The following is a 12,840-nucleotide window of genomic DNA, read 5'->3' as shown; positions in this document are numbered from 1 at the left end:
ATCCCGATCCGGCCGACCCATTGCGGTGTCGTCACGGCGCCGCCCTGCCGCCTGTGGCGCGGCTGCTGGATACCGAGATCCCGCGTCATGGGCAACGTTTCGGCCATTCGGGGCTGGCACCGAACCGGGGCTGCCTTGACCCCGCCACCCCCCCTTGCGATACGCGACCGTCCCGGATCCTCCGGGCGCAAGCCTGCCGGGGCTCCCCGCCGGCACATCCCCCCGCGACAAGAGGCAAACCACGCCATGCGCGATACCGGCGAATATCTCTTCACGTCTGAATCCGTTTCCGAAGGCCATCCGGACAAGGTGGCCGACCGCATCTCGGACACGGTGCTGGACGCCTTCCTGACTGCCGACCCCTATTCGCGGGTGGCCTGCGAGACCCTGGTGACGACCAACCGCGTCGTCCTGGCCGGCGAGGTCCGTGGCCCGGGCTCCGTCACGCCGGAATACCTGATGCACCTGGCGCGCCTCGCGATCCACGACATCGGCTATGAGCAGGAAGGCTTCCACTGGCAGCACGCCGATATCGCCTGCCACCTGCATGCCCAGTCCGCGCACATCGCGCAGGGCGTCGATGCGGCCGGCAACAAGGACGAGGGTGCCGGCGACCAGGGCATCATGTTCGGCTACGCCTGCACCGAGACGCCGGAGCTGATGCCCGCGCCGCTGTACTATGCGCACCTCATCCTGCGCCGGATCAGCGAGATGCGTCGCGCCAACGACGTCGCGGTGAAGGGCCTGCTGCCCGACGCGAAGTCCCAGGTCACGCTGAAGTACATCGACGGCAAGCCGGTCGGCGCGACCTCGATCGTTGTCTCCACCCAGCATGAAGCGGGGATGGAACAGGCCGAGATCAAGCGCCTGCTGCGCCCGATCATCGAAAGCAGCCTGCCCGCCGGCTGGATGTGCCCGGACAACGAGATCTACGTGAACCCGACCGGCCAGTTCGTCATCGGCGGGCCGGACGGCGATTGCGGCTTGACCGGGCGCAAGATCATCGTCGACACCTATGGCGGCGCGGCTCCGCATGGCGGCGGTGCCTTCTCCGGCAAGGACCCGACCAAGGTGGACCGCTCGGCCGCCTATGCCGCGCGCTACGTCGCGAAGAACGTCGTCGCGGCCGGGCTGGCGGACAAGTGCACCATCCAGGTCTCCTACGCGATCGGCGTGTCCAAGCCGCTGTCGGTCTATTTCGACCTGCATGGCACCGGGCGCGACGTCGATGAGGTGAAGCTGGCGAAGGTCATCGACGGGTTGGTGAACCTGTCCCCGCGCGGCATCCGCGAACACCTGCACCTGAACCGCGCGATCTACGTGCCGACCTCCGCCTACGGCCATTTCGGCCGCACGCCGGAAGACGACAAGGGCACCTTCACCTGGGAGAAGACCGACCTGGTGGATGAGCTGAAGCGCGCCTTCGGCCGGTGACCGCCATGGGCGACATGCCGACGGAGGACACCCCGTCGCATCGAGCGCCCTCGCTGACGCCAGAGGGCATCCCCGACCGGCTGTACGGCCGCCGTCGGGGCCACCCTCTGCGCCCGCGGCAGGAAAGGTTGCTCGACCTTGCCCTGCCGCGCCTCCGGTTGACGGCGGCGGAGGCGGCCCATCCGCGTGCCATCTTCCCCGGCGCCGAGGACCTATGGCTTGAAGTGGGCTTCGGCGGCGGCGAACACGCGCTCGCCCTGGCCGCGGCGAATCCCGGCATCGGCCTGATCGCCTCGGAGGTCTTCGAGAACGGGCTGTGTTCGCTGCTGACGCGCATCGTGCCCGAAGGGGCCGAGGCGACTGCCCCGGTGCCCGAACGCCTGCGCCTGTGGCCCGAGGATGCGCGGCACCTCGTCGCGCTGCTGCCCGATGCCGCGCTCGGGCGGCTGTACCTGATGTTCCCCGACCCCTGGCCGAAGGCGCGCCACGCCAAGCGGCGCTTCGTGCATGCCGCCATGCTGCCGCTGGTCGCCCGCGTGCTGCGCGAAGGTGCCGAATGGCGCATCGCCTCCGACGACCCGACCTATCAGGCCTGGGTCGAGGAGGTGTTCGCAGACCAGCCCTGCTTCGCCCTGCAATCCGTGGTCACGGAGCGCGGCGCCGATTGGCACCCGACGCGGTATGAGGCGAAGGCGATCCGCGAGGGTCGCAAGCCGCGGTATTGGACCTTCGTCAGGACCGACGCGCCATGCAGCTGAATGACGCCGCCGCGCTGGTGACAGGGGCCGGCTCCGGCCTCGGCGCCGCGACGGCCGAGGCGCTGGCCGCCGCCGGTGCCCGCGTGGTCGCGATGGATCTGAACGCCGAAGGTCTTGCCGCGCTGGCCGCGCGCTGCGGTGCCACGCCCATCGCCGGCGACGTCGCCAGCCAAACCGATGTCGCGGCTGCGCTGGAAGCCGCTGCCGGCCTCGGCCCGCTGCGGCTGGTGGTGAATTGCGCGGGCATCGCGCCCGCCGCGCGCGTGGTCGGCCGCAACGGCGCGCATGACCTTGCCCTGTTCGAGCGCACCATCCGCGTCAACCTGGTTGGCACCTTCAACGTGCTGCGGCTGGCCGCGCAACGGATGCAGCCGCTGGACCCCACGGCGCCGGACAATGAGCGCGGGGTCATCATCAACACCGCCTCCATCGCCGCCGAGGACGGGCAGATCGGCCAATGCGCCTATGCCGCGTCCAAGGCAGGGGTGATGGGGCTGACATTGCCGGCCGCGCGGGAACTGGCGAAATCCGGCATCCGCGTCGTCACCATCGCGCCCGGGCTGTTCGAGACGCCGATGCTGGCGGGCTTGCCGGATTCGGCGCAGGCCGCGATCCGTGCGCTGCCGCCGTTCCCCGCACGGCTCGGCAAGCCGGAGGAATTCGCGCGGATGGTGCTGGCGATCTGTGCCAATCCGCTGCTGAACGGCACCACGCTGAGGCTCGATTCGGCGCTGCGCCTGCCGCCCTAAGAAGCCTAGGCCCGCCCGCCGATTCTTCCCCCCGCGCCTCTCGCGCCGCTATAGACAGCGGGCAGTCCTTCTTCATCGGACCAGCTTAAGGCCCTTGCACCAACGATGCGTCATCCTGCGGAACCTTATGCGCCAAAGGTCGTGCGCTGGAGCTTCACGAAGGCTTTTTTCTTTTGCTGCATCTATCTTTTGACGTTGCTGATCTCCCTAGTCATGCTGTTGGGCTTATTTCACGGCCAGCCCAGCCTTCTTGTTTTCTTCGGTGTTTTTCCCACCGCCGCATGCCTGCTCATCGTATCTCTCGGGTTCTTTCTGTTCACGGGGTTGTTTTTCGGCAAGGTGTTCTTCCGCGGCTACAAAGTTTATATTTCCCCCGACTATCAATCAGTGAGCGATACTGGCGGCAATCTCTACACCGCCGGCGCGCATGAACCCATCCTCTACGTCGGCAAGCCTGGTGCCGACGTCGCCTTTTTCCCCGAATACGCGCATCGAGGCGGCACGTCTTCCACGATTGTGACGATCCGCCCCGGCACGTTATCGCCCTTGAGGCGATTGCTCACCCTCAGCACCGCGCGGGGGTTGGTGCTGCCGCTTCTCTTCGTCCGAGACCGTGGCCGCATCGTCCGTGGCCTGCAGGGCCATCGACCCTGATCATCACGCCGCGGCGGCGCATCTGCATCGCCAGCCGCACGACCGGCGGCACGCTACACGCTTGTCGCGTCCGCGCGTCGACGTCATCCTGCCGCCAACACTCGACGCCAGGGGTTCACACGGCTTCACGCAGCGGAGGACCCCGCCTTGCATCGCCGTGACCTTTTCGCAGGCGCCGCCGCGCTCGCCGCCGCTCCCCTTGCGCCTGCTACTGCCCTGCCCGCCCCGTCCGGCACGCTGCGCGTCGGCATGACCGCGGGCGACATTCCGCTGACCACCGGCCAGCCCAACCAGGGCGCCGAAGGCAACCGGTTCCTCGGCATCACGCTGTACGACCCGCTGGTCGCCTGGGACCTGTCGAGATCCGACCGCGCCGCGACATTGAAGCCGGGCCTCGCCGAACGCTGGACGGTGGACGATGCGACCAGGAAGGTCTGGACCTTCAACCTGCGTCCCGGCGTGCGCTTCCATGACGGCAGCAGCTTCGACGCGAATGCCGTCGCCTGGAACCTTGCCAAACTGCTCGATCGCGACGCGCCGCATTTCGACCGCCAGCAGGCCGCGCAAGCCGGGCTCTACGTCAGCAACATCGCGCGCTGGCAGGTCAGGGACGCGCGCACCATCGAGATCGAGACCAGGACTCCCGATGCCGTGTTTCCCTACAACATGGCGAACGTCTTCTATTCCTCCCCGGCGCGGTATGCCGAGGTCGGCAACAACTGGGACCGCTTCGCCGAGCGCCCCTCCGGCACCGGCCCTTATATCGGCGACCGCTTCGTGCCACGGCAGCGGCTGGAGGCCTTACGCAACGGTGAATACTGGGACCCCGCGCGCCGCCCGCAGCATGAACGCCTGGTGCTGCTGCCGATCCCGGATTCACTGACACGCGTGTCCGCCCTGCTGTCCAACCAGGTGGATTTCATCGAGGCGCCGCCACCCGATGCCGCTGCGCGCATCCGCGCGGCCGGCCATAGCGTCGTCACCAACGCCTATCCGCATATCTGGTGCCACCAGCTCTCCTTCATGCCGGACAGCCCGTTCCGCGACCTGCGTGTGCGCCAGGCGGCGAACATGGCGATCGACCGGGCTGCGATGGTGGGGCTGCTCGGTGGCCTCGCCCTGCCGGCGAAGGGCCAGGTGAATGAAGGCCATCCGTGGTTCGGCCGGCCGACGGTGGACCTGTCCTACGATCCCGCCCGCGCGCGGCGCCTGCTCGCCGAGGCCGGCTTCGGCCCGAACAACCGGGTGAAGACGAAATTCATCATCGCGCCGTCGGGCTCCGGCCAGATGCAGCCGCTGCCGATGAATGAGCTGCTGCAGCAGAACTACCGCGAGGTTGGCATCGACCTGGAGTTCGAGGTGATGGACTGGGAAGCCCTTCGCGGCCGCCGGCGTGCCGGCGCCGCCGCGCCCGAGAATCGTGGCCTCCACGCGATCAACAATTCCTGGGCCTTCTGGGATCCGGATATCGGCCTGCTGGGCCCGTCCATCAGCAAGCCCGCTGGCGGATCCGGCTTCAACTGGGGCGAATTCTCCGATGCGCGCGCCGACGAACTGGGCCGGCGCGCACGACAGACCTTCGATCCGGCGGCGCAGGACGCCATTCTGGCCGAATTGCACGGCCATCTGGTCGACCAGGCGATGTGGATCTGGGTGGTGCACGACGTGAACCCGCGCGGCCTGTCGCGGCGGCTGTCGAACTTCACCCAGGCGCAGTCATGGTATCAGGACCTGACGCCGATCCGGGTCGCTTAGAGCAGATCGCGTTCAGATGGACTCATCTGGACGCGTGAAGATGCTCTCAAAACAATGGGCTGGAGCATGTGGCGTGAGCGCATGCGAACACTGCATGCTCCAGAGCAGATCGCGTTCAGGTGGAATCACCTGATCGGGTGAAGATGCTCGAAAGAACACTGGCTGGAGCCGCTGCCGTGAGCCAAGGCGAGCGGGAGCGGCTCCAGAATGCTTTTCGGTCACACCGGATCGGCGCCGGTCCATCAGCGCTGGTCTGGCGCCTGATCCGCGAAGGCGAGATCGCCGGAGCGGTGGATCGGCTGCTCGACACGATCCAGGGCTGCAGGTTGGACGGGCAAGGCCCTTCCTACCCGTCGCAACCCCATCCCTGCGCTTACGGGCTGTTGCCCCACCGCCCCGGGCATTGCGTGGCCGGGCGAGAAGGCCAGCAGAGGCCGTGCCCCCTCCGGCCTTCAGCGTCGGCCGGCGCCACCGTCAGGACCCGTCTGCGCGCCGCGACAACCGTTCCAAGCCCTCCGCTGCCATGACGCAGTGCCGCCCGATCTCGTCGAGCGCCGGCACGGTTTCGATGCCCGGCGGCGCTGGCAGGTTGGGCTGCCCCGCCGCCACGGCTGCGCCGGCCGCATCGAACCAGCCGCGCCATGCCTGACCCGCGGCGCGATCCACTCGATCGGTCGTCAGCCGCAGCGATGCGATACGCCCCCCGGCGCGCCGTATCGCGGCATCGACGCCGAGCGCTGCGCCCAGCGCCGCGCTGCCGCTGCGGCCCTGTTCCAGCAGCGTGCGTTGCAGCAGGTCCTCGGCGAGGGCGCTCGTCTGGCCGACGGTCCTGCGCACCTCCAGCATCGCCACCTCATCCGCCTCACCCCGCAACTGGGCGACGGCCAGGCCGGCGTACCGGAGCACGGTCGCCAACGCGACGCGCAGGGCGGCTTCCAACCGCGCGCCCGCCCAATCGGGCCACAGCAGCACCGAGCAGATCAGCGCCAGTGCCCCACCGGCCAGGGTGTAGAAGGCGCGTTGCGCCGCGACGCGCAGCGCCTCGGCCTGGCCCGGGTGGTCGATCTCCAGCAGGACGACGACGACCGCGGACACGCCGGCGACGAAGATGCCGAAGCTCACGCGGCGCAGCGCCGCGGTCGGCACCGCCAGGGCAAGGACGGCCAGCGCCATCGCCATCGGCGACGGCAGCAGCATCGCGATGCCGGCGCCGACCATCGCGCCGAGCAGGGTCCCGCCGATCCGCTCCGCCGCCCGTGCCATGGTGGTCGCGACATCGGGCTGCAGCGTCACCAGCAGGGCGATGGTCAGCCAGTAGTCGTGTTCGGCCGGCCAGAGGAGCATCGCGGCGATGCCGGCCGCCGCCGCGACGGCAACCCGCAGCGCGTGGCGCAGCAACAGTGCGTCGCGGCGCAGTTGTGCGCCGATGGCCCGCCAGCCACCGGCCGCCGTGGCGATAGACGTGTCGCGCCAGGAAGCGGCCTGGGCGGGTGCCGCATCCAGCCCTTCAAGCAGCCGCGCGACGATCGGGCGCAGCGCCGCACAGCCTGGCGCCGCGGCCGCTTGGGCCAGCAGCGCGACCTGGGGGGCGAACCCAACCGCCCGGTTCGTCGCCGGGTCCTGCGCCAAGTCGCGCAGCAACGGCCCCAGCGCTTCAAGCAGCCGCGCCGCCGCGGCACGGGTCGGTGGCGCCTCATCCTGTTCCAGCACATCCCCCAGGGCGACCAGCGCGTCGAAGGCCTGTTCCGCCGCCTCCAATCGCTGCCAGGACGGGTCGAGCCGCCAGGCGGCATCCCGCAGTTCGGCGGCCTGGGCCAGGATGCGGCCGCGTGCATCCTCGAGCACCAGGCGCACGTCGCGCCGGTGCTGCCGCGCATGGCGCACCCAGTCGGCGGTTGCGCCCGCCGGCGTCGCCACCATGGCGCGCAGGTCGTCGTTGAGCCGCCCCAGTGCCAGCCAGCAACCGGCCACCGCGCCGCGCGATGTCTGGAACGGATGGATGCGCCACAGCAGCGCGGTCAGCAGCATTGCCCACAGGGCGCCGGCCAGGAACAGCGCGCCGGCGATACCGGCCGCGGGCAGGTCCGTCAGCGCAGATCGCAGCGCCAGCACCAGCACCACCGAGAGCAGCGTGCCGAGTTGCACCCCACCCGGCCCCAGCACCCGCAACAGCGACAAGGCGAAGACGACGGCCGCACCCAGCACCACCATCACCGGCAGCGGCAGCACGGCGAGCAACACGCCGAAGCCCATGGTGATCGCCGCCCCGATGCCGCCGAACAGCAACTGCGCACGCAGCCGGACCCGCAACGGCCCGCCCGGATCGACCAGGCAGGCGAGCCAGGCCGCCAGTGCCGCCCAGACCAACCCCGGCAGATGCACCCATTCGGCGAGCACGATCACCGAGGCGATGGCGAGGCCGCTGCGCAGCCCCTCCGGCAGGTTCAGCAGCCGCGGATCGATGCTGAAGGTGGCCGGCAGGCCGGCGCCCGGGTGTGGCGTCAAGGCGGGCCGGCTGTCACGCGTGGCGCGTCATCCCGCTTCGGCGGCGCCGGCCGCCGGTTGTGCGGCGGCACGCGGCTTGGGCGGCGGCAACCGCCACAGCAGGAACAGCATGATGCCCATCGCCGGCAGCGCCGCCACCGTGGTCAGCACGAAGAAGGCCGGCCATCCCATGGCCTCGGCCAGCCAGCCGGAACTCGCACCCAGGGTGCGCAGCGGCACCGCGGCCAGCGACGACAGCAGCGCATATTGCGTCGCCGTGAAGGACCGGCTGGTCAGCGCGGACAGGTAGGTGACGAAGGCGGCATCGGCCAGGCCGTCGGTGAAGTTCTCCACCCCCACCTGGGCGAACAGCATGCGCAGGTCGTGCCCGGCATAAAACAGCGCCACATACATCAGGTTGGACAGCATCTGCGTCATGCCGGTCAGGATCAGTGCCCGCCCGGTGCCGATCCGCGCCACCAGCCAGCCCCCGGCCAGCGCCCCCCCCAGTGTCGCGAACAGACCGAACACCGAGGAGACGGAGGCGACTTCCAACCGGCTGAAGCCGAGCTCGCGGTAGAAGGGCGCGGTCATGATGCCGGCCAGCGCCTCGCCCAGCTTGAACAGGGCGACGAAGGCGAGGATGGCGAACCAGTAGCGGCGCCTGAGGAAATCGGCGAAGGGGTCGACGATCGCCGCGCGCAGCCGCGCCGCCCAGCCGCCGGTCGGCTCGGCCGGCGCGCGGCCGGGTTCCGGGGCGGCCAGCACCGCGGCGAAGCCGACGCCGATCATCGCCGCGCACATCGCGAAGGCAAAGGCCCAGCCGCCGAATTCCGCCATGCCGAAGGCCCCGGCACCGGAGGCCAGCAGCGCCCCGCGATACCCCCAGACATAGCAGGCGAGACCGTAGCCCTGTTCCCGTTCAGGCAATGATTCGATGCGGAAGGCATCGATCACGATGTCCTGGCTGGCCGATAGGAAGGCGACCGCGACTGCGATTGCCACCGTGGTCGTGGCATCCACCGCCGGGTTGGTCAGGCCGAGGGCGAGGATGGCCAGGGCCAGCGCCGGCTGGATGGTGGCCAGCCAGCCGCGCCGCCGGCCAAGGCCGCGAAAGGCCGGCGGCGCCACATGGTCGAGCACCGGCGCCCAGACGAATTTCAGCGAATAGGCCAGGCCGATCAGCGCCGTCAGCCCGATCGCCGTCAGCGAGATCTGCGATTCAGACATCCACTGCCGCAGCGTGAAGGCGGTCAGCGGCAGCGGTACCCCGGCCGAGAAGCCGAGGGCGAGCAGGATCAGGAAGCGCCGGTCGCGCCAGTCGGGCAGGGCCGAGTCGGACATCGCCGCAGGCTGGCAGAACCCAGGTCACACGACCAGCGCGGCAGGCTTGCTCCGGCGGGCCTGTGCCGCGCAGTATTGCATCGGCAATGAACCGTCAGGGGGCGGCATGAACGAGTTGATCGCGCGCGTGAAGGGCATGATCCTGGCCCCTGCGGATGAATGGCGAGCCATCCAGCGCGAGCCGGTGGAACTGGTGCCGCTGTTCACCCGCTACGTGATGATCCTGGCCGCGATCCCAGCCGTGGCGGGCTTTCTGCTCCTGGTGGTCTGGGCGCCTGTCCACGCCTTCACCGGTGCGGTGGTGGGCTACATCCTGTCGCTGGTCAGCGTCTTCGTGACCGCGAAGATCATCGAGATCCTGGCCCCGAATTTTGGCGGCCCGCAGGATGCCGATGCGGCGCTGAAGCTTGCCGCCTTCTCTCCAACTGCAGCCTGGGTCGCGGGTGCGGCGATCATCGTGCCGATCCTGGGTTGGCTGGTCGCCCTGATCGGCGGGTTCTATGCGCTCTACACGCTGTATCTCGGCGTGCCGATCGTGATGCGCGTGCCACAGGAAAAGGCGCTGACCTTCACCCTGGCGGTCATCGGCGTGGCGATCGTGGTCAACATCGCGGTCCGGCTGCTGACCGGCATCATTGTCTGACGGCAGTGGCGCGGGGCACCGACCCGCGCCGCCATGCGCAGGGCACCGTGCGGCTTCTCGCTCATCGGCGGGCTTTGGCGCGCATCCGGTGCATCGCGCGCCCAGGGGTCGTGCGGAAGCCTGCGGCGCCGGCGCGCACAGGACGATGCCGCGGGGATCGTCGATCCCCGCGGCACGCCACGCCACGCCACGCTTTGGCCGGCGGGCCGGCCGCCAACGGCGCGGCCGCCGGGCCGCCTGATTCAGCGGCCCTCGACCTGCGCCGTCTCCTCCGGCCACAGCGTCCGGGACAGGATGCCCGCGACCACCGCGCCGGCGATCGGCGCCACCCAGAACAGCCAGAGCTGCTGCAGCGCCCAGCCGCCGACGAACAGCGCCGGGCCCGTGCTGCGCGCCGGGTTCACCGAGGTCTGGGTGACCGGGATGCTGATCAGGTGGATCAGCGTCAGCCCCAGCCCGATGGCGATCGGCGCGAAACCCGCCGGCGCCTTGCCATGCGTGGATCCCAGGATGATCAGTAGGAAGAAGAAGGTCATCACGACCTCGCTCACCAGCCCGGCCTGCAGCGAGAACTTGCCCAGCGAATGGTCGCCGTACCCATTGGCCGCGAAGCCGCCCAGTTCGAAGCCCGGCTTGCCGCTGGCGATGACGTACAGAATGCCGGCCGCGGCAATGGCGCCGAGCACCTGCACGATGATGTAGGGCACTGCTTCCCCGGCCGGGAAGCGCCCGCCTGCCACCAGCCCGATCGTCACGGCCGGATTGAGATGGCATCCGGACACGTGCCCGATGGCATAGGCCATGGTGAGGACAGTCAGCCCGAACGCGAAGGAAATGCCGAGCAGCCCGATCCCATAGTCCGGAAAGGCCCCCGCCAGAACGGCCGAGCCGCACCCCCCGAGCACCAGCCAAAGTGTGCCGAGGAATTCGGCAGTCAGTTTGCGTGACATGCAATCTACTCCCCACTTTCTTGTCGTGCGCACGGAGATGCCTCCGTGACCGGCACGCTAGCGCAACTGTTGGGAAGCGCCAGCAGGGATCATTTCGGAACAACCTGGCATCTGGACCGGCAGGCGCCGCTCGGCGGTGTCCGAAGGCCGCGCCCGGCGGGCGCCGATCGTCTCGACCGACCACTGCGCGGCGTGAAGGCGCGCCTGCCACGGGCGGGCGAACATCGTCACCCGGCCCGGATCGGCCCATGTGGACGGGCTCCGACGCACGCTGCGTCCACCGGCGCTCACGACGTCTGCCCAAAGTGCGGTCTGACAGGCACGCTCACGCGTTCGCATGATGCGATCCGAAGGAAATCCGTTCTAACGCTCGGAAATCCGCCCATCCAAGGCGATCGCGCTGCCGCGGCCCGCGGCGATCACCTCGGCCACCGCTTCTTCCACCAGCACGCCGCCGTCATAGGGGTCGAGCGCGCGCTCGCGGAACATGCCGTAGCCATCGCCGCCGCGGCGCATGAAGTCGTTGGTCGCCACGCGATAGACCCGACCCGGGTCGAGTGCGACGAAGCCGCTGCCCTGCGCGACCTCGGCCGCGCGCACCCGGTTGCCCGGCGGCGCGGTCGGGTCCCACGCGAAACGGATGCCGGCCACCTGCGGGAAGCGCCCCGCCGTGCCCGCCCCCTGCGACAGTCCGGATTCGAGCGCTGCCAGCACATCCGCCCCGCGCAAACCCATGGTCGCGACGGTATTTCCGAAGGGCAGGGTGGTCAGCACGTCGCCATAGGTCACCTGGCCGCCCGGCAGCCCGGCGCGCAGCCCGCCGCCATTGGTGATGGCAATCTCGGCGCCCGGCGCGCGGGCCAGGATCGCCTCCGCCACCAGGTTGCCGAGCAGGCATTCGCCCCGCCGGCATTCCACATTGCCCATCGCTTCCGGCAGCGTGCCGACTGGGCGGCGGCGCGTCTCGGCCAGCGGCCGGGCGAATTCGGCGACCATGGCGGCAACGCGGGCATCCTCGGGGAAGTCAGCCCCGATCGGGGCGCAGGCGCCGCCAAAGGCGGCGATCCGCCCATCCGTCGCGACATCCAGGTCGAGCATGCCGAGGAACCGCCCATAGGCGCCGGTCTGCACGATGCGCACCGCGCGGTCCGGCCCGTCCACCAGAACCGGAAAGGGGCCGTCGGCATCGGGTTCATTGGCCAGCAGCGTGTGCGTGTGCCCGCCCACGATCACGTCCAGCCCCGCAACCTGCGCCGCCATCCGGCGGTCCACGTCGTAGCCCAGATGCGACAGCAGCACGATGGTCGCCGGGCCGGTGGCGCGGATCTCGGCGATGGCGCGGGCGGCCGCCTCGGCCGGGTCGGTGAAGCGCAGGTTGCGTCCCGGGGAGGACAGCAGCGGCGTCTCCGGCGTCGTCACGCCGATGAAGGCAATCCGCGCGCCGCCGCGGGTGGTGTCCCACCACGGCCGGGTGCGGCCTGCCAATGCGGGTTCCGCGCGCGTGTCGATATTGGCCGCCAGGATCGGGAAATCCGCGCCGGCGATGAAGCGCGCCAGGTTCTCCGCCCCATTGTCGAATTCGTGGTTGCCCAGCGTCATCGCCTCGCAGCCCCAGGCCTTCATCACGGCGAGTTCGGCGGCACCGCGATGCTGCGTATAGAACAGGCTGCCCATGAACTCGTCGCCGGCATCGACCGCGACGACGCCGCGCCCGGCCGCGGCGGCTTCCGCCTTCGCTGCGCCGATTGCACCCGCCAGTCGCGCCGAACCGCCCAGGCAGGGATCGTTCGTCCGACAGGCGGCGCCGGTCGCGCGCACCACCGGTTCATGCCGGGAGTGGAAGTCGTTCACATGCACCAGCCGCAGCCTGTGCGCGGCCTGGGCCAGGGCAGTTCGCAGCGTCGGCGCGGCCAGCGCGGCGCCAAGCAGGAGACGGCGGGAAAGCAACATGGTCATGCCTCGTCGGAGCCCGTGAACGATGTCCGGCAGAACCGGACTGCCGGGCGGCAGGATGCACCGATCCGCATTGCGACAAACAGTGTCTGGATGCCGCGCTGCCGCAATCCTGC

The 12,840-nt window shown here is 69.8% G+C and carries 10 protein-coding genes; 6 read left to right on the top strand and 4 right to left on the bottom strand.

Annotated elements, in window-relative coordinates; genetic code table 11:
- Window positions 1–246: 246 nt before the first annotated feature.
- From metK to AAFN86_RS04015, 5 genes are all read left to right on the top strand, one after another.
- Window positions 247–1,434, top strand: a complete 1,188-nt coding sequence (gene metK, locus AAFN86_RS04035) for a methionine adenosyltransferase (protein WP_347541941.1) — start codon at window positions 247–249, stop codon at window positions 1,432–1,434.
- Between the two features lie 14 nt (window positions 1,435–1,448).
- Window positions 1,449–2,192 carry a tRNA (guanine(46)-N(7))-methyltransferase TrmB gene (locus AAFN86_RS04030; protein ID WP_347542380.1) on the top strand — a complete coding sequence of 248 codons (744 nt, stop codon included), beginning with the start codon at window positions 1,449–1,451 and terminating at the stop codon, window positions 2,190–2,192.
- A complete protein-coding gene (locus AAFN86_RS04025; protein ID WP_347541940.1) occupies window positions 2,183–2,941 on the top strand; it encodes an SDR family NAD(P)-dependent oxidoreductase in 759 nt (252 codons plus the stop codon). Before AAFN86_RS04030 ends, AAFN86_RS04025 begins: the two co-directional genes overlap by 10 nt.
- Window positions 2,942–3,046: 105 nt before the next feature.
- Complete coding sequence (locus tag AAFN86_RS04020; RefSeq protein ID WP_347541939.1) at window positions 3,047–3,595, top strand: hypothetical protein; 549 nt, start codon at window positions 3,047–3,049, stop codon at window positions 3,593–3,595.
- Between the two features lie 147 nt (window positions 3,596–3,742).
- Window positions 3,743–5,350 (top strand): ABC transporter substrate-binding protein, encoded by a 1,608-nt coding sequence (locus tag AAFN86_RS04015; RefSeq protein ID WP_347541938.1) that lies wholly within the window; start codon window positions 3,743–3,745, stop codon window positions 5,348–5,350.
- A 474-nt stretch (window positions 5,351–5,824) separates the two neighbouring features.
- Here AAFN86_RS04015 and AAFN86_RS04010 read toward each other — a convergent pair whose 3' ends face one another.
- Together AAFN86_RS04010 and AAFN86_RS04005 are read right to left on the bottom strand one after the other, a co-directional pair.
- The gene (locus AAFN86_RS04010; protein WP_347541937.1) at window positions 5,825–7,855 is read right to left on the bottom strand and encodes an FUSC family protein; all 2,031 of its coding nucleotides are present in this window, start codon (window positions 7,853–7,855) and stop codon (window positions 5,825–5,827) included.
- 27 nt (window positions 7,856–7,882) lie between these two features.
- The gene (locus AAFN86_RS04005; RefSeq protein ID WP_347541936.1) at window positions 7,883–9,178 is read right to left on the bottom strand and encodes an AmpG family muropeptide MFS transporter; all 1,296 of its coding nucleotides are present in this window, start codon (window positions 9,176–9,178) and stop codon (window positions 7,883–7,885) included.
- Window positions 9,179–9,284: 106 nt separating this feature from the next.
- On the opposite strand from AAFN86_RS04005, the gene AAFN86_RS04000 reads away from it, so the two are divergent.
- Complete coding sequence (locus AAFN86_RS04000; RefSeq protein WP_347541935.1) at window positions 9,285–9,821, top strand: Yip1 family protein; 537 nt, start codon at window positions 9,285–9,287, stop codon at window positions 9,819–9,821.
- Window positions 9,822–10,063: 242 nt separating this feature from the next.
- Here AAFN86_RS04000 and aqpZ read toward each other — a convergent pair whose 3' ends face one another.
- Together aqpZ and AAFN86_RS03990 are read right to left on the bottom strand one after the other, a co-directional pair.
- Window positions 10,064–10,771, bottom strand: coding sequence for an aquaporin Z (gene aqpZ / locus AAFN86_RS03995; RefSeq protein ID WP_347541934.1), 708 nt, complete (start codon window positions 10,769–10,771; stop codon window positions 10,064–10,066).
- A 363-nt stretch (window positions 10,772–11,134) separates the two neighbouring features.
- Window positions 11,135–12,721, bottom strand: coding sequence for a 5'-nucleotidase C-terminal domain-containing protein (locus AAFN86_RS03990; RefSeq protein WP_347541933.1), 1,587 nt, complete (start codon window positions 12,719–12,721; stop codon window positions 11,135–11,137).
- Between the last annotated feature and the right edge of the window lie 119 nt (window positions 12,722–12,840).

The organism is Roseomonas sp. CAU 1739, assembly GCF_039839775.1.
Lineage (GTDB): Bacteria > Pseudomonadota > Alphaproteobacteria > Acetobacterales > Acetobacteraceae > Neoroseomonas.
Note: the sequence above shows the minus strand (reverse complement) of the source record. Positions and strands in the feature narration are given on the sequence as shown.

Coding starts and splice junctions, on each gene's coding strand:
- metK (WP_347541941.1), top strand. CDS start 247: ATGCGCGATACCGGCGAATATCTCTTCACGTCTGAATCCGTTTCCGAA.
- AAFN86_RS03990 (WP_347541933.1), bottom strand. CDS start 12,721: ATGTTGCTTTCCCGCCGTCTCCTGCTTGGCGCCGCGCTGGCCGCGCCG.
- AAFN86_RS04020 (WP_347541939.1), top strand. CDS start 3,047: ATGCGTCATCCTGCGGAACCTTATGCGCCAAAGGTCGTGCGCTGGAGC.
- aqpZ (WP_347541934.1), bottom strand. CDS start 10,771: ATGTCACGCAAACTGACTGCCGAATTCCTCGGCACACTTTGGCTGGTG.
- AAFN86_RS04005 (WP_347541936.1), bottom strand. CDS start 9,178: ATGTCCGACTCGGCCCTGCCCGACTGGCGCGACCGGCGCTTCCTGATC.
- AAFN86_RS04025 (WP_347541940.1), top strand. CDS start 2,183: ATGCAGCTGAATGACGCCGCCGCGCTGGTGACAGGGGCCGGCTCCGGC.
- AAFN86_RS04000 (WP_347541935.1), top strand. CDS start 9,285: ATGAACGAGTTGATCGCGCGCGTGAAGGGCATGATCCTGGCCCCTGCG.
- AAFN86_RS04030 (WP_347542380.1), top strand. CDS start 1,449: ATGCCGACGGAGGACACCCCGTCGCATCGAGCGCCCTCGCTGACGCCA.